18 protein-coding genes, 1 tRNA gene and 2 pseudogenes are annotated in these 15,551 nt (G+C 63.6%); 11 read left to right on the top strand and 10 right to left on the bottom strand.

Going from position 1 to position 15,551, the window contains the following annotated elements; translation table 11 throughout:
- Positions 1-106 precede the first annotated feature (106 nt).
- Together sat and H8F24_RS07950 are read right to left on the bottom strand one after the other, a co-directional pair.
- On the bottom strand, positions 107-1,285 hold the full coding sequence (gene sat, locus H8F24_RS07955) for a sulfate adenylyltransferase (RefSeq protein ID WP_197171677.1): 1,179 nt from the start codon (positions 1,283-1,285) through the stop codon (positions 107-109).
- Between the two features lie 117 nt (positions 1,286-1,402).
- Positions 1,403-2,221, bottom strand: a complete 819-nt coding sequence (locus H8F24_RS07950) for a photosystem II manganese-stabilizing polypeptide (RefSeq protein WP_197157189.1) — start codon at positions 2,219-2,221, stop codon at positions 1,403-1,405.
- Between the two features lie 162 nt (positions 2,222-2,383).
- On the opposite strand from H8F24_RS07950, the gene H8F24_RS07945 reads away from it, so the two are divergent.
- Complete coding sequence (locus tag H8F24_RS07945) at positions 2,384-2,695, top strand: hypothetical protein (protein ID WP_197171675.1); 312 nt, start codon at positions 2,384-2,386, stop codon at positions 2,693-2,695.
- Here the strand turns inward: H8F24_RS07945 and coaBC are convergent.
- Together coaBC and H8F24_RS07935 are read right to left on the bottom strand one after the other, a co-directional pair.
- Positions 2,640-4,034: a bifunctional phosphopantothenoylcysteine decarboxylase/phosphopantothenate--cysteine ligase CoaBC gene (coaBC, locus tag H8F24_RS07940; protein WP_197171673.1), complete on the bottom strand. Its 1,395-nt coding sequence runs from the start codon at positions 4,032-4,034 to the stop codon at positions 2,640-2,642. The two genes, H8F24_RS07945 and coaBC, sit on opposite strands and share 56 nt — an antisense overlap.
- A complete protein-coding gene (locus H8F24_RS07935) occupies positions 4,031-4,243 on the bottom strand; it encodes a DUF2555 domain-containing protein (RefSeq protein WP_197157194.1) in 213 nt (70 codons plus the stop codon). The genes coaBC and H8F24_RS07935 overlap by 4 nt, the downstream gene beginning before the upstream one ends.
- Positions 4,244-4,370: 127 nt before the next feature.
- Between H8F24_RS07935 and H8F24_RS07930 the strand changes: the two genes are divergently transcribed.
- A tRNA-Ala gene (locus tag H8F24_RS07930) sits at positions 4,371-4,443 on the top strand.
- Positions 4,444-4,664: 221 nt separating this feature from the next.
- Here H8F24_RS07930 and H8F24_RS07925 read toward each other — a convergent pair.
- Positions 4,665-4,847, bottom strand: a complete 183-nt coding sequence (locus H8F24_RS07925; protein ID WP_197157196.1) for a hypothetical protein — start codon at positions 4,845-4,847, stop codon at positions 4,665-4,667.
- A 284-nt stretch (positions 4,848-5,131) separates the two neighbouring features.
- On the opposite strand from H8F24_RS07925, the gene H8F24_RS07920 reads away from it, so the two are divergent.
- The 3 genes and pseudogenes from H8F24_RS07920 to H8F24_RS07910 form a co-directional block, all read left to right on the top strand.
- Positions 5,132-5,521, top strand: coding sequence for a helix-turn-helix domain-containing protein (locus H8F24_RS07920; RefSeq protein ID WP_231598180.1), 390 nt, complete (start codon positions 5,132-5,134; stop codon positions 5,519-5,521).
- A gap of 100 nt (positions 5,522-5,621) precedes the next feature.
- Positions 5,622-6,880: pseudogene (locus tag H8F24_RS07915) on the top strand (IS256 family transposase).
- 194 nt (positions 6,881-7,074) lie between these two features.
- Positions 7,075-7,815, top strand: a pseudogene (locus H8F24_RS07910) (IS630 family transposase); the annotation flags it as partial.
- Here H8F24_RS07910 and H8F24_RS07905 read toward each other — a convergent pair.
- Together H8F24_RS07905 and H8F24_RS07900 are read right to left on the bottom strand one after the other, a co-directional pair.
- Positions 7,759-8,229, bottom strand: coding sequence for a calcium-binding protein (locus H8F24_RS07905; RefSeq protein WP_197171671.1), 471 nt, complete (start codon positions 8,227-8,229; stop codon positions 7,759-7,761). The pseudogene H8F24_RS07910 and the gene H8F24_RS07905 sit on opposite strands and share 57 nt — an antisense overlap.
- A gap of 157 nt (positions 8,230-8,386) precedes the next feature.
- Positions 8,387-9,901, bottom strand: a complete 1,515-nt coding sequence (locus H8F24_RS07900) for an IS66 family transposase (protein WP_197154224.1) — start codon at positions 9,899-9,901, stop codon at positions 8,387-8,389.
- A gap of 87 nt (positions 9,902-9,988) precedes the next feature.
- On the opposite strand from H8F24_RS07900, the gene H8F24_RS07895 reads away from it, so the two are divergent.
- The 4 genes from H8F24_RS07895 to H8F24_RS07880 all read left to right on the top strand — a co-directional run bounded on the left by H8F24_RS07895 (position 9,989) and on the right by H8F24_RS07880 (position 12,413).
- The gene (locus H8F24_RS07895) at positions 9,989-11,032 is read left to right on the top strand and encodes an IS5 family transposase (RefSeq protein ID WP_231597813.1); all 1,044 of its coding nucleotides are present in this window, start codon (positions 9,989-9,991) and stop codon (positions 11,030-11,032) included.
- A 372-nt stretch (positions 11,033-11,404) separates the two neighbouring features.
- Complete coding sequence (locus tag H8F24_RS07890; protein WP_197172140.1) at positions 11,405-11,566, top strand: PCP reductase family protein; 162 nt, start codon at positions 11,405-11,407, stop codon at positions 11,564-11,566.
- Positions 11,567-11,670: 104 nt separating this feature from the next.
- Positions 11,671-11,868, top strand: coding sequence for a hypothetical protein (locus tag H8F24_RS07885; RefSeq protein ID WP_197157265.1), 198 nt, complete (start codon positions 11,671-11,673; stop codon positions 11,866-11,868).
- A 137-nt stretch (positions 11,869-12,005) separates the two neighbouring features.
- On the top strand, positions 12,006-12,413 hold the full coding sequence (locus H8F24_RS07880; RefSeq protein WP_197171669.1) for a DUF565 domain-containing protein: 408 nt from the start codon (positions 12,006-12,008) through the stop codon (positions 12,411-12,413).
- Here the strand turns inward: H8F24_RS07880 and H8F24_RS07875 are convergent.
- Positions 12,377-13,435, bottom strand: a complete 1,059-nt coding sequence (locus tag H8F24_RS07875) for an aspartate carbamoyltransferase catalytic subunit (protein WP_197172137.1) — start codon at positions 13,433-13,435, stop codon at positions 12,377-12,379. The two genes, H8F24_RS07880 and H8F24_RS07875, sit on opposite strands and share 37 nt — an antisense overlap.
- Positions 13,436-13,491: 56 nt before the next feature.
- Entirely contained in the window at positions 13,492-14,172 is a 681-nt protein-coding gene (locus tag H8F24_RS07870; protein ID WP_197171668.1) for a DNA-3-methyladenine glycosylase, read from the bottom strand.
- Between the two features lie 68 nt (positions 14,173-14,240).
- Here H8F24_RS07870 and H8F24_RS07865 point away from each other — a divergent pair, with 68 nt between their 5' ends.
- On the top strand, positions 14,241-14,384 hold the full coding sequence (locus H8F24_RS07865) for a hypothetical protein (protein ID WP_197157276.1): 144 nt from the start codon (positions 14,241-14,243) through the stop codon (positions 14,382-14,384).
- 17 nt (positions 14,385-14,401) lie between these two features.
- On the opposite strand, the gene H8F24_RS07860 is transcribed toward H8F24_RS07865, so the two are convergent.
- Positions 14,402-14,704: a DUF6679 family protein gene (locus H8F24_RS07860; protein WP_197157278.1), complete on the bottom strand. Its 303-nt coding sequence runs from the start codon at positions 14,702-14,704 to the stop codon at positions 14,402-14,404.
- A 63-nt stretch (positions 14,705-14,767) separates the two neighbouring features.
- Between H8F24_RS07860 and H8F24_RS07855 the strand changes: the two genes are divergently transcribed.
- A complete protein-coding gene (locus H8F24_RS07855; protein WP_197157280.1) occupies positions 14,768-15,538 on the top strand; it encodes a creatininase family protein in 771 nt (256 codons plus the stop codon).
- Positions 15,539-15,551 lie beyond the last annotated feature (13 nt).

Below are 15,551 nucleotides of genomic sequence, written 5' to 3'. Positions count from 1 at the left end.
CCAACCCTTCTTCGCCACTCGACTCTCCGCTCAAGGAAGTAAAGGAATGTTAACCGCCCTCAGGATCGGGCGGTTGGGGGCTCCTTTGGGAGCCTGGGCCTGACGCTCAGCCGGCCGCCTCCCGCAGCACGTCGACCACGCTCCGGAAAGCGAACCACTCGGGGATCTCCTCGCCGCCGCGCAGCATCTGGCGGAACTGAGTGCCGCTGAGCTTCCTCACGTGCAGGCCGCGAGCCTCAGCGTGCTCGGCGGTCACGTAGCCCTCCTCCTCCGTGTAGACGAGGTTGAGCGACGGCACGGTCTCCATCCCCAGTTCAGAGGCATTGTCGCGGGCGAAATCCTGAGCCTGGTAGGGACCGTAGAAATCGTCACCACTCAGGGATGACTTGCAGCCGGCCATGTCGCGGCCGATGATGAAGTGGGTGCAGCCGTAGTTCTTGCGGATGATCATGTGCTGCAGAGCCTCCCGCGGGCCGGCCATGTGCATCGAGTACGGCAGATAGGCCCAGCGGATCCGGGGGTTGTTCACCTCCGCCGCCAGCCGCTCGTAGGTCTGGAACCGCACGGCACCGGAGATGTCGTCGTCCTGGGTGGGGCCGCAGGTGGGGTGTACCAGCACCACGCCGCCCTTGCTGACGTTGGTGGCGTCCAAGGCCCGCGTGAACAGTTCGTAGTGGGCCCGGTGGATGGGGTTGCGGCACTGGAACGCCACCACGTCTTCCCCCGGCGGCAGGGTGGCGCGCACCTCAGCCGGCGTCTTGCAGGGGAAGACGCGGGTCGGCAGCTCCAGCCCCTGCACCCGTCCACCCAGGTAGTAGCGGCCACGCTCGGTGGCGATCATCCGCACGGCCGGGTGCTCCAGGGAGGTGGTGCCATAGCAACCCTTGGCCTCCTTGACCTTGTCCGGCTCCCAGCGGCTTTCGACCGTGAGCACCGCCAGATCCTGGCCTCGGTAGGTGAGCAGCAGCCGATCGCCCACGGCGATCGAGGCATCGCTGGTGTCGAACACGATCGGCAGACCGAACAGCAGACCGCTGGTGGTGCGGTGCGTCTCGACCACTGCGTCGTAATCCTCCTGGTGCATGAAGCCGCGCAGCGGCGAGAAGCCCCCAACCACCAGCAGTTCCACGTCACAGGCGTTGCGGTCGCTGCACTCCACCACTCGATCCACGCCCGCCTTGAGCGCCTCTCGCTCGGCCGCCAGCACCATCAGATCCACCAGGCTGCCGCCATGCGGGCCGATCAGACCCTGGGCAGCGGGAGTCGCGGACTCGGCAACCGACATGGAGATCCCAAAAAACGTTGTGACGATTCTCCCAGACCAGCCCGAAGCGGCTCCGGGGGTGGCCATGAAAAAGGGGCCTCGAAGGCCCCTACGCACTTCAATCAGCCGGTCAGGGGATCAGACCTGCTCAAGGCGGCCGTAAAGCTCGCCGCTGATCTTCACATCCACAGCCTGCTTACCACCCATGTCGGTGTCGGAGGGCTGAACGGCCGTGAACACACCGGCGAATTCACCACTGGAGGGATCCACCTTGGTGATGGAAAACTCCATGGTGCCGGTGCCGTCGATATAGCGCTTCACGTTCTCCTTCACCAGCTCCTCATCGTCGCCCACGGGCACCAGACCCACAGCACTGCTGTAGCCGGTGGTCAGGCCGCGGCCCTTGGGATCGAGAAAGTTGCTGGTGCGGTAGCTCGGGGCGCGGTAGCTACCGGTGAAGTCGGTGCTGGTGCTGATGGCGGCGCCATCGGCCTGGGCCACCAGCTCCTTGCTGGAGAACATGAAGGGCACTTCCTCGCCCCCTGGCATCAGAACGGTGATCGGCTGGAAGTCGATCCCGCCGAGTTCCTTGAAGGTGAGTTGATCGCCGTCCACGGAGAGGTCGCCGTAGACCTGATCCAGGCTGGAGGTGTAGCGGGTCAGGATTCTGCCGGCCACGAACTGCGCTTCCTGACGCTTGTTAGCCGGTTCTCCTTTGACGAAGACTTCATTGGGGTGCAGGCAGATTTCGCGCAGCTGGTACTTCGTGCCGGCATCGAGGCTGATCGAGCCGCGGGCCGAATCCGGCAGGGTGGGGCAATTGTTGGCGAGACCCGTGTTGTGGATGTCGTCATAGGTGAGGTTGGCCCGATCAACAGCCTTGGCCCCACCGCTGCACGCGGTCACCAGGGTCAGGCACAGGGCCAGCACGAGGGCCAGCAGGGGACGGAAACGCATCGGGAGAAGCCGCAGGGGCGGAGGATGGAAGGCGGGAGAGAGGAGAACAGGAAGCGCCGAGGCGGATCTTACCGGTGGCAAACCCGCATTCCCGGTAGCATCACAAGGCTCTCAACAACCTGTATGGGGGGAGCCGTCCCCTTTGACAAGAAGCGTCACCGCATGAGTCTCACGAGCCAGCAGCAGGACCACCTCCGCACCCAGCTGGCTGCTCTCGAAACCATGGCCGCAGAGCTGCGCAACGACCCCGAGTCCCTGCTGGATCTGCTGCGCCAGCTGGAGCAGACCCATCGCTCGATTCAGGATGGTCCCTTCCGCGGCAGCCTGCCGGCCGATCGCAACAGGCTGTTCGGTGTTCTGAAGCGCATGGAGGAGACCGGCGGCTGGCCCTACATCCCCCGCCTGCAGCTGCGCACCTTCATGGATCTGCTGCAACAGGATCGCCCTGAGGAGGAGCACCCCCTGGCGGCTTGAACGGTCGCTGTGGGAGCAACACAGCCAGGGCATCCAGCAACCGATGGGCGACCGCCAGCTTGCTGGCCGGTCCGATCGGTGTGACGGCCTCGCCCGGGCCCAGCAGCCAGCCCTGGTTGGTAGCCGAGCCAAAGCCGGCGCCAACCTGATCAATGGGATTGGCGAAGAGCAACTCACACCCTTTCCGGGCGAACTTTGCGTGGGCCTGGGGCAGCACATCGCCGGAGTGGGCTGCAAAGCCGAGAATCGGCTGGCCATCGGGCCGCAGCTCCTGGCGGCGCCTCATCAGGCCCGCCAGCAGATCAGGCACCGGTTCCCAGCCGCCCTGGAGAAGCGCCTCCAGCTCATGCTTGGCCGGCTTGTCCGCCAGGGGCTTGGCGCGGCGGTGATCGGCCACGGCGGCAGCCATGACGATGGCGTCGTGGCCAGCCTGGCGAGCCTCCAGTTCCTGCTCCAGCTCGGCGGCGGTGGTGATGGCATGGCAGCTGAGACCATCGAGCAGCTGCGGATCCAGCGCCAGCGGACCATGCAGCAGGGTCACAGCCGCCCCCCGCAGACGGGCCGCCTGGGCCAGCAGTACCCCCATCCGGCCGGTGCTGGGATTGGTGAGGCAGCGGGCCGGGTCGAGAAACTCCCGGGTGGGGCCGGCGGTCACCAGCAGCTGGCGGCCGTGCCAGTCCCGCCGCCACCCGTGCAGGGCCAGCGATTCGAGCGCCAGCAGCAGTTGGGCGGGTTCGGCCATGCGCCCGTCACCCACCCGGTCACAGGCGAGCAATCCGGCGGCGGGGCCCAGAGGCAACACCCGCTCGAACCCCTGCAACATCTCCCAGTTGCGCCGCACCGCCGGAGAGCCCCACATCGCCGTGTTCATGGCCGCAGCAGCCACCACCGGCGCCTCGCAGGCCAGCAGAACGCAGGAGAGCAGGGTGTCGCCCAGGCCATGCACCCAGCGGGCCAGGCTGGAGGCACTCAGGGGAGCCAACAGCACCAGCTCCGCCCATTCGGCCAGCTCCACATGCAGAGGCCGTGACTCCTGCCTGCTCCAGGCATCGGCCTCGAGCAGGCAGGGGTGCCGGCTGAGACTGGCCAGGGCCACAGGACTGACCAGCTGAGCCGCGCTGGGGGTCAAGACGCAACGCACCAGGGCGCCCCGCTTGGCGAGGGCGCTCACCAGGAGCGGCAGTTTCACAGCGGCGATGCTGCCGCTGATCAGCACCAGGATCCGGCGACCCTCCAGCGGGTCAAACCCGGGAAGCGCAGCCACGGCGGGGAGGGGGAAGGGGGCCGGCAAGGGAGTGGAGCGGACAAACGCAGACGGAGCGACTGTCGAGCCGCTCATTCCTCGTCGAAAGGCTCCTGATCCACCAGGTGGACGTAGGGCTTGACCAGCTCAGGTCGATGGATCGCCAGGGCCCGCAACAGGTGCCAGTCCCCCAGGCCCGCGAAGGGCGTGGGGTAGTCGTCTTCCTCGAGGCGCCGGGCAAGCTCAGCAATGCCGACCTCGTCGAAGGCCTCGAGCTGCTCAGGGGTGATCGAAGCCGGGCCCATGGCGGAAAACAGATCGTCAGTTTGATCCTGCCAGGGATGCCGCGGCCGATGATGGTAAAACTGATGGTTGAGGTGGCCGCTGCGAAGCGATCACCCGCCCATGCACCACCACCTGGGAGTGCGTAATGGGGAATTAGCTCAGCTGGTAGAGCGCTGCGATCGCACCGCAGAGGTCAGGGGTTCGAGTCCCCTATTCTCCATCAATGCCAAAGGCTTTAAGCCACCTGGAAACTTTCGAGTTCAATCTTGCATCGGCCAATGCAGCTGCATGATTCGCCGTTGCCGCAGCGTTGATCAAATTCCAACGACCAGAACAGCGGGCCTTGCTACATCCGACACCGCTGAATAGAACGGTGAAAATAGAAGCCCGAAAGCGAGCAGAGGGGCGTAGCGAGCTAGCCCCATCTGTCACATCGTGGATTCAGACAGGAATCAAGTCTGTTGCCATATTGGGATTCTGCAGGAAGAAATCGGGGGTGATTTTGGCGAAGAAATCATCCGCCGTGGCACCGAGGACAAAGTTTGAACCTGCGCCAGCACCAAGACTTGCAGGGGTGATATTTTGAACAAATCCAATGAAGTTGCCTGACTTGAAGCCGATCAACGTTCCAGCAACTCCATCAAGCACAGTATTCGTAAATTCAAGCTCCGAAAAGGATGCAACACCCGGGAGAACAATTTTATCTCTATTCCCACCCACAAGTGAGAAATCAGTGATGACATCGACTTCAAAGGCATTGGGGGAGGTATTGGCGGCGTCGGTTGGCAGGACAAATCGATCATTACCTGCCCCCCCATTCAGAAAATCCTTGCCTAGTATGCCGTCCCGGAAATAACAGTTAGAATCGAGAGTGTCACCCGAGGTGCCTTGTGGCGCTTGGTCGTCCGATGCCTCCGCTGGTCCTCAGCGAGGACGAGGTTCAGCAGTTGCGGGCCCTTGCAAATTCCCGGTCGTTGCCGCATTCGATCGTGCAGCGCGCTCAGATCGTGCTGGCCTGCGGTGCCGGCGAGACCAACACCGCCATCGCCAAACGGATGGGGCTGACGGGGATGACCGTTGGCAAGTGGCGCAAGCGGTACCGGGAGCTGGGCCTGGAGGGCCTGCATGACGAGCTGCGGCCGGGTAGGCCTCGCACCTACGAGGACGACACGGTGGCGGAGGTGATCAACCGGGCACTGCAGACCAAGCCCACCGATGGCAGCACCCAGTGGTCTGCGCGCTCCCTCGAGCAGCGTCCCGTGGAGTGGTGTAACTCAGGAGGAGCAGCCCCTGCGTAGCCGGGGCTGACGGCTCGCCTCCCTCAGTTCTCTGTTATGGCAATGGGTGGGCCGGTCTGTGACCCTGTTCGGAGCACTACCACCAAACCGAACACAGACCATGACCCTTTCCCATAGTGGCGCCTCCGAGCTGAGACAGCTCATGGAGGGCACCACCGCTGGCGCGTTGATCCCGGAGATCGTGCGTCGGGGCTTTCAGGACCTGCTGGAGGCCGAGGTTTCCGCGCTCACCGGAGCCCAACTCCACGAGCGTTGCCCCGATCAGCGCTCTACGCACCGCAACGGCTACCGCAGGCGACTGCTCACCACCCAGGTGGGCGACCTGACCCTGGCCATCCCAAAGCTGAGGCAGGGCAGCTTCTTGCCCGACTGGCTGGCGCCCCGACGGCGGATCGACAAGGCCCTCTACGCCGTGGTGATGGAGGCCTACACCGGCGGAATCTCCACCCGCAAAGTCGACGCCCTGGTGGAGGCTCTGGGCGGCGACTTTGCGGCATCTCCAAATCGGAAGTGAGTCGCATCTGCCAGGGCCTTGATGAGCAGGTCAAAGCCTTTCTGGGCCGGCCACTGGAGCATGCCAGCTTCCCCTACGTCTACCTCGACGCGACCTACCTTCACGGCCGTCTGGGCCGCAACCTGCAGGTGGTCTCCCGGGCGGTGGTGGTGGCGATCGGGATCAATGCCCTCGGCTACCGCGAGGTACTGGGAATCGCCGTGGGCGACAGCGAAGCCGAGGGCTTCTGGCGCCAGTTCCTGGGCTCACTCAAAGAGCGTGGCCTGACTGGCACGCGGCTGGTGATTTCGGATGCCCACCTGGGGCTGACAGCCGCGATCAAGCGCATGTTCCAGGGCAGCAGCTGGCAGCGGTGCCGAGTGCACTTCCTGCGCAACCTCCTGAGTCATGTCCCAAAGGTTGGCCAGGACATGGTGGCGGCGGCGATGAAAGCGGTGTTCGTGATCCAGAAGCCTGAGCAGGTCAGAGCCCACTGGCAGCAGGTCACCGAGATGCTGCGCAAGCAGTTCCCCGGCGCCGTGCCCGTGATGGAAGCCGCCCGGGACGACGTGCTGGCCTTCCTGCACTTCCCCCAGGAGCACTGGCGCAAGATCTGGAGTACCAACCCGCTCGAGCGCCTCAACAAGGAGATCAAACGCCGCACCAACGTGGTCGGCATCTTCCCCAATGACGCCGCGATCGTGCGGTTGGTGGGCAGTCAGCTGCTGGAGCAGCAGGAGGAATGGCAGCTGGAGCGCCGCCGCTTCTTCTCCGAGGCCACCATGGCCAAAATCCCCGAGCTCGAGGAAATGTTGAAGCCCACCGATGGTGATCCGGCCAAGCGGGCGGCAGTAGCCATGAGCTGAAACGCACCAACTCCTTCCTCGATCTACACGAATCCCCTCGATCGCTGAGTTGCACATTCAGCGATCAGGGTTCATAGTGGAACGATGGAGCTGCGCAATCAGCTCCCAAGCAGTCATCCCCTGACTGCTCCTGATCACCCTCCTGAAAGGGTCACAGGACCTCCTGAGTTACACCACTCGCAGGGGCGCTACCCTCCCTCGCGGCTGCCACCGGCATCTCCAAAACCACCGTTCACCGCTGGCTGCAGACTTTCTCGGTCCAGCCCCACCGGCAGAAGTCGTTCAAGCTCTCCACCGACCCGTTCTTTGTGGAGAAGGTCCGCGACATCGTCGGCCTGTACCTGAACCCTCCGGATAAGGCGATGGTGCTCTGCGTCGACGAGAAGACGCAGATCCAGGCACTGGACCGCACCCAGCCGCTGTTGCCCATGGGCCTGGGTTACGTGGAGGGCGTCACCCACGACTACATCCGCCACGGCACCACCACGCTGTTCGCTGCTCTGGATGTGGCAACAGGCGAGGTGATCACCCAATGCAAGCCCCGCCATAGGCATCAGGAGTTCCTGGGGTTCCTGCGCCAGATCGAGAAGTCGGTCCCCGAGGAGCTTGATGTCCACTTGATCGTCGACAACTACTGCACCCACAAGCACGCCAAGGTGAGGGCCTGGCTGGCGCAGCGGCCCCGCTTCCACGTGCACTACACACCGACCTACGCCTCCTGGATCAACCAGGTGGAGCGTTGGTTTGGGATCATCACCCAGCGGGCGATCCGACGCGGCAGCTTCTCCAGCGTCAAGGAGTTGATCTCCAAGATCGAGCAATTCGTGGCGGCCTACAACAAGACCAAGGCGCCGTTCAACTGGACGGCCACAGCGGATTCAATCCTGGAGAAGCTCCAGCGACTTTGCTCGCAGATCTCCGGGACGGCACACTAGATCACCGGTGACAATATCGTCTCCTGCTTCACCGAAAACAAAATCGTTACCTGCACCACCTCGAACAATATCATTACCAGCCCCGCCACTGACATTGTCGTTACCAACATTCCCGTTGAGCCAATCCGCCCCTGCGTCGCCGGCAAGGAAATCATTTTCATTGCCGCCAAGGTATTTGTCTCGCCCGGTGCCGCCAACCAAAAAATCGTTGCCGAGGTTTCCGTTTACATCGTTAAACCAGCCAGGGATGGGGATGCTCGAGCCGGTAACCTGATCGTCTCCACCATTCATTCTGGTGGGCTGACCAAGAGAATCAGGGAAGTTCTTAAGGGATACGGTATCAGCCAGGTTGGAAAAATCCCATCTACCATCAGGGCCGAGAATTTGCTGATTTTGGATCGGGGAAGCAGCCATGAGCCATTTTTGAAGTCATTTTATCTTAACGGCTCCGGCCGCCTTCGGAGCAAAGGCATTTGTATCCGTTCAGGGGCCGTTACGCAGCAGCGCAGCATTCCACCCTTGATCGCTGATCAACGAGCAACCACAGACACCACGATCGATGACGGCCGGCTCAGGGATTCGGCAACAGCGATGGCATCTCACCGCCACGATGATGGGCGATCAAGGCCTGCTCCAGGAACTGCCAGATATCACGGCCCTGTTGCCGCAGGCTGGTGGTGACCGTGAGCAACCTGCTGCGGCAGATCGCACCCTGGCGGGATTGGACGCCATGGCTGATCTTGCGCTGAATCACCGAATGGCGCAGGGCACGCTCGGCTGCGTTGTTGGTGGGCTCGATCCCTTCAATCTCCAGGAAGGTCCAGAGGCCATCGCTCACTTGCAGCAACTGATGGCAGGTACGCACCGTCTTGGCCCACGGCGTTCGCTCGCCGCGCTGGCAGCCCAGCTCCACAACCCGCTGCAGCGTGCCCACAAACGCCTGGCGGATCGGCCGACAGCCCTGCTGCAACGTGGACCAGTCGATCGTTCCGTCTTTGTAGCGGTGCCACTGGGCAAACAGCTGCTGCTGCAGGCCCAGCAGCTCCGCTCCAATCTCACCGCTGGCGCCCTGACGGTCAGCGATGGCAGTGAGATCGCGGATCACGTGCGCCCAGCACAGCTGGCGCTGCTCCAGCGGGAGATGGTTGTAGGCGGAGAAGCGATCGCTCACCACAATTCCGCCAAAGGCATTCCCGAGCAGGTCGATCGCGGCGGCAGCCGAGCGGCTCAGGCTCTGCAAGAACACTGTCACCCCCATGGCGGTCACCATGACCCACTCCCAGCCGCGCCGGCCATCGGGGTTGCCCCCATCGGCATTACCGGTGGGGGCACCGGTTTCATCGACATAGACCACCGACTGCTGACGGGCAAACGCAAGGGCCTCCTGCATGGGCTGCTCCAGTGCTGCACTCAAGCGCTGGCGGATAGTGGCCATCGCTCCCCGGCTGATCTGTACCCCCAGCAGCTGATCCAGCAGCGCCTGGGTCTTGCTGAAACTCAACGGGAAGGCACTACCCAGCAGACCCACCAGAGCACTGAGCCGGGGACCGTAATGGCTTACTTCCACCTCCGCCGGTAACGAGGCACAGGTGCTGGTGGAACAGCAGGGGCAGACCAGGCGGTGCAGCCGGTGCTCGATCACCAGAGGCGTGATCGGTGGAATCTCGATCACCTGGTGCCTCAAGGGCTCGGGATCCTGACCCTGTAGCAACGTGCCGCAGCGGCGGCAGGCCTGGGGGTGGTGCTCGACCACCTCATCCACCCGCTCGATCGGCAGCAGCTCCGGCCCAGATCCGGGATGGCCCGGCTGGCCGCCGCGCTTGCGGCCACTGCCCTTGCGTCGTTCGGGCGGCTTAAACCCCTGGCCATCACTGGAGGGAGGCTTGGAAGAATTGCGGGAGCTGCGGCCGATCCGCTCGCGCAGATGGGCCAGTTCGGTCGCCAGGGCGGTGAGCTGGATGCGGAGCTGCTCGATCTCCTGTTGCTGCCTCTGGCACTGACTGACCAGCTCAAGAAATCCAGCCTTCACTCCCACCGGGGTGGCGGCCCAATCGGCTTCTGAAATCCCGGCCGGTGGGGTGGTCATCGCAAGGAGTCTCTTACGGGCACCTCGAAAAATCAGCAAGCTGGTTGATTACGATGAAATAGCGATAGAATCAGGAAGTCAGACTGTATGCCAGCGGTGGGCCAAAGAGGTTTTTGGGACGAACAGCAAAGGGTCGCAAAGCTCCAGGAGAAGAAGCCGGTTCTCAAGCGGCTGTCTGATTCGATCCCATGGGATAAATTCCAGCCGATACTTGACCAAGGATACGCGCAGGATCGCAAGAGCAATGCAGGGCGTAAGCGGATTGATCCGCTGATCCTTTTCAAGATGCTTGTTCTCCAGCAGCTATTTAACCTCAGCGATGACGAGCTTGAGTTCCAGGTGAATGACAGGCGTTCCTTTGAGGAGTTTGTGGGACTGGGTGTGATGAACAACATTCCTGACGCAACCACAGTCGCCTTGTTCAGGGAGAGGCTGCGCAAAGCAGGAGTGATTGGGGAGCTCTTCGAGATGTTCGAGGCATACCTCCGCTCACAGGGACTCCAAGCCCGTGGTGGTCAGATTATTGATGCGACTCTCGTACCTGTTCCCAAACAGCGCAACACCCGTGACGAGAACAAGGAAATCAAAGCTGGTAGGCTGCCGGAAGGCTGGGAAGAAAACCCAGATCGCCTGCGGCAGAAGGATCTAGACGCTCGCTGGGTTAAAAAGAACGGCATCAACTACTTCGGTTACAAGAACAGCATCTGCATTGACGTCGACCATGGCTTTATCCGCCGATATGCTATTACACCTGCCAATATTCATGACAGTCAGATGCTTCCACGGCTGCTGGATCCGGAGAATGAACATGATTATGTCTGGGCAGACTCAGCTTATTCAGGTGAGTGCTTTGAAGATCTGCTGAGCTTGGGGCGCTTCGAAAGCTTGATCCACGATAAGGGCGCTCGCAATCACCCGCTCAGCGCCGCCGCCAAGGACCTTAATCGCGTCAAGTCAGCCATTAGAGCTTGTGTGGAGCATGTCTTCGGCTGCATGACAATGTCAATGGGTGGGAAGCTGACGCGAAAGATTGGGCTGGCAAGGAACGAGGCATGGTGGGGGCTCAAGAATCTGGCCTTCAACTTCCTTCGCTATCTTCAGCGCATCAGCCATGCACCAGTGGTGGCATGAATCCTCGAAGGAGTATCCGATAGCGCAGTAAAAAGCTCAGTCGCCGATACAAAATTCTGCTGCCTGCCGCCATTGGCGGCTTTTTGCATGCCTGCAGAACACTGGGAAACAGCTAATTTTTCGAGGTGCCCTTACTGAGATGCAACCAGGAATCAAGCCACCGTCAAGGGTTCAGCAAGCCCGATGTTCGTTGCGAGCTGTCCCGACTCCTGAACGGGTACAGGCATTTGAACTCTTAATCATTGATCAGAGAGAAGTCGACCGCATCAGAGTTCCGAATTGAGTCCCATCCTTTCGCGACGTCTCTGATCGGTTTGATTACTCTGATCTCAAAGCACTCCTCTTCACACCTCGCACAAGGCCATGGCTGCTCTGGAATGGAGTTCAGATGCTGAAGTTGAGTTGAAGGAGGTCCCCTTCTTCGTTCGGCCAGCGGTGCGCCGGCGCATCGAACGGCTCGCCGCCGATGCGGGCCTGGAGCGGATCGAGGTTGCCTTCTACGAGCAGGCCAAGGCACAGTTCGGCGAGAAGTGAGCGGATCTGGCCCGCGCTGATCCGATCCCGGCTCCCTCACGCCCAGCCGTGGTGGGAAGGGCGATGGGGTAAAAGAGAGGTCTGATCCGTTCCCTACCGTTGCGATGTCGCAGTCCAAGCGTGAGCAGGTGGTCAGTCATCTGCGCTACATCCGCCAGGAACTGCGCGAGATGCACCAAGGTGTGATGGAGGACGGACTGCTTCCTGAAGCTGGTGAGGTGAGGGGTGTCATGGCCCAGATGGAGGCCCTGCTCGAATTGCTGGAAGGCAAGGGCTCCCGCAAGAAAGACAGCGAGGGCTGATCCCGGCTTCCAGCGACCAGCCCGTCAGCACGCAGGGCAGGTCTCAGGCTGAGGCCCACCCAATGTGACGGCTATCCTGCCGCTCTGCCGTGCGGTTCACTGGGCTCCGGCTCACTGGACCTGGTAACGGCCGCCCGATGCAAACTCCCTTCCCGGCTCGCCGCTCCAGCCCCGCCCAGCGAATCGAGCAGACCCCTGAGGCAGGATCGTTGCGGCCACGACCGACACGCCTGCAGAGCCGGGTGGTCGACGCAGGCGCGACCCTGACCGGCTGGGCCAGTAATCCCTGGCGACGGCTGGCCCTGCTGCTGATCGTCCTGCTGCTCGGCTTCGTGATCGGCGGTGGCGTCGGCACCATCTGCGGTGCCCTCTCCATCATTGACCACCTGGCGGCCCTGTTCTGCGTGATCGCGATGGAATTCGCCATCCGGGCCCGCCGCTGGTTGCTGCGGCAGCGTGGTGATCATCTGGGGCTGGAACTGCTGGACATGGGCCGGATCGGCCTGCTTTACGGCCTGCTGCTGGACGGCTTCAAGCTGTTCTGAGCTCCGGCCCCATCCCCTGCGGCCAGCAGATAGAGCAGGGCCATCCGCACCGGGATGCCATTGCGGACCTGCTCCTCCACCAGGTTGGCCCCAGGATCGTCGAGCAGATCGCCGGCCATTTCCACGCCACGGTTGACCGGGCCGGGATGGAGCAGGGGAACCGGCCGGCCACACAGGGCCAGGCGATCGCGGCTGAGGCCATAGAGGCGGTGGTACGTGTCGATGCTGGAGAGGAGTTGCTGCTGCATCCGCTCTTTCTGCAGACGCAGGGTCATCACCGCATCGGCCCCAGGCAACGCCTCCTCAAGGGAGCGCACCACCTGGATCGAGCCACGTCGGGGCACAGGATCCTCATGCTGGCCAGGGGGCGGAGCCGCCACGAAGTCGGCGAAGGCCTCGGGTACCAGAGTGGGCGGACCACAAAGCACCACATCCGCGCCACAGGCGGTGAGGGCCCAGAGATTGGAGCGCGCGACACGCGAGTGCATCACATCTCCCACGATCGCGACCCGCCGGCCCCGCAGGCCTTCGGGCGATGGGGCCAGCGGATCAAAGTGGCGGGCAAGTGTGAACAGATCCAGCAGACCCTGGCTGGGATGGCTGTGCAGCCCATCGCCGGCATTGAGCACCGCCACCCTTTCGCCGGACTGATCGAGATCGCGCGCCAGGCAGGCAGGCACGCCGGCGCAGCGATGGCGTACCACCAGCACCGTCGATCCCATCGCCACATAGGTGCGGGCGGTATCAAGCAGGCTCTCGCCCTTGCTGAGCGAGCTGGAGGACGGGGAGAAACTCTGAACGTCAGCGGAGAGGCGCTTGGCGGCCAGCTCGAAGCTGCTGCGCGTGCGGGTGCTCGGTTCGAAGAAGAGGGTGGTCATCAACCGGCCCTGCAGCGCCGGCAGCTTGCGAGCGCCTGCATCAGGCAGAGAACGAAAGCGCTGAGCCAGCTCCAGCACGGTGGCGAAATCCTGCAGCGAGAACGCCGCCAGGTCGATCACATGGCGGTGGTTCCAGCCGCTCAAGGGGCCGCGGTCGCGCAGAACACCCCACAAGGTAGGGCTCTGCCGAGCAGCAGGGCTCAGACATCCAGCAGGACGGCCGGATCCAGGGCAAACGCCAGCGGCGGCTTCCGATCACCGCGCACGCGGCGGCTGACACTGCGACTGCCGCGCAGATACCAGCGCCAGGGCAGCTCCTGGGCGGAAGAGATGCCGATGCGGGGGCACTGGCACAACGGGTCTTCCCCACGGCTGCGGCACTGATCGAGCCAGTCCTGCAGCCGCGAGGGAACCGGCGCCAGCCACACCCCCGACTCAGGCGCCACGGAGCGGCCATCCAGGCTGCGATCCAGGCCGAAACGGCGGGCCAGCAGAGCGGGGCCTGCCGCCACCCGCTCCGGTTCGCCGGGCAGCGCCACCGCCCGCAGCAGCACGCCGTTGGCCCAGTCTCTGCGGCCGGTCACCACGTTGACGCAGTGGTGCAGGCCGTAGGTGAGATAGACGTAAAACCGCCCAGGCTCACCGAACAGCGTTGCATTGGCTGGACTACGGCGGCGATGACCATGGCAGGCCGGCTCGCTCTGGCAGTAGGCCTCCGTTTCCACGATCAGCCCCCGCAGCGCGGTTCCATCCGGCAAGCGCCGCACCAGCAGGCTGCCGATCAGCTCCGGCGCCACCGTTTCGGCCGGGCGCACAAAGAACCCCTGGGGCAGGGGTGCCGGCAGCCGGGTCACAGGCGCGAGGTCACGAGACGCCACCATCCTGACCGGGGACCCCACAGCAGCTGCGTCTGTCGACAGACTGGGGCCATCAATGAGCGAGTGCCCCCGTGACCGATCCGAGCTCCAGCTTCAATCCAGGCCTCGTGGTGCTGGTCGTGAGCGTGCTGTTCTGTCTCACCACCCTGTTCTTCGGCACCAAGGGCGGCTACTACGACACCGACGCCTACGACGGCAACGGCACGGCCCACTGACCCCACCTGGGGGCTGTTCAGGAGCCCTGGCTGCCAAGCCGTTCCGCTTCAGGGCAGTCCTCGGAGGTCAGCAGATCGTCGGCCGTGTTGGTGCGGCACACGTAGGCCAGGCGGGTGCTGACGGCGCCGATCGAATCGAGACGCACGCTCTCCTCCCAACTGTGCAGCTCGTCGTCGTCTTCGGCGTCGTAGCGCAGGGTGACGAGATCACCATCGATCTCCAGGATGCGCGCCTCTTCGATCCAGCGCTGCTGATCGCGCAGAAACACCCACACCGGGCGCTTCTCACAACAGAACTGTTGGAGCTTGCGGTGCAGCATGGTCCCTCCGGGCTGCAGGCCCATTGATCCTAAGCAGATCCATCCAGGTTGCCGCTGTTCACCATGACCATCTCCCCCAGCACCGAAGCCATCCGCCTGCAGCTGCGCAGCTGGCCGGAGGTGGAGACCTACCTGACGCACTGCAAGGGGGTGATCGTGCCGCTCGGCTCCACGGAGCAGCACGGACCCACGGGCGCCATCGGCACCGATGCCCTCACCGCTGAAGCCGTGGCCCTGGAAGTGGGCCGCCGCACCGGTGTGCTGGTCACGCCGACCCAGGCCTTCGGCATGGCGGAGCACCACCTCGATTTCGCCGGCACGATCAGCCTGCAGCCGGCCACGCTGCTGGCTGTGCTCCACGACGTGGTGCTGTCGCTGGCGCGCCATGGCTTTGAGCGGATCTTCGTGATCAACGGCCACGGCGGCAACATCGCCACGGCCCGGGCCGCCTTCGCCCAGGCCTACGGCACCGCCACCGCCCGGGGGCTGCCCCACCCGGAACGGCTGCGCTGCCGTCTGGCCAACTGGTTCACCGCCGCACCGGTGATGCGTGAAGCCCGGCAACGCTATGGCGAGAAGGAAGGCCATCACGCCACCCCCAGCGAAATCGCCCTGACCCTGCACCTGGAGCCGAGCCTGGTGGAGAAGCAGCGGCCCCTGCCGGAACCGGCGCCGGCCGGCCCGATTCATGGCCCAGCCGATTTCCGCCGGCGCCATCCCGATGGCCGCATGGGTTCCGATCCCTTCCTGGCCAGTCCTGACCACGGCAAGACCTTTCTGGATCTGGCGGCCACGGCCCTGGCGGAGGATCTCACCGCCTTCCTGGCCGAGTAAGTTCCCCCTCAGC

Source organism: Synechococcus sp. CBW1002, from assembly GCF_015840915.1.
GTDB lineage: Bacteria > Cyanobacteriota > Cyanobacteriia > PCC-6307 > Cyanobiaceae > CBW1002.
The sequence above is the reverse complement of the archived record's forward strand: the minus strand, read 5'-3'. Positions and strand labels throughout refer to the sequence as shown.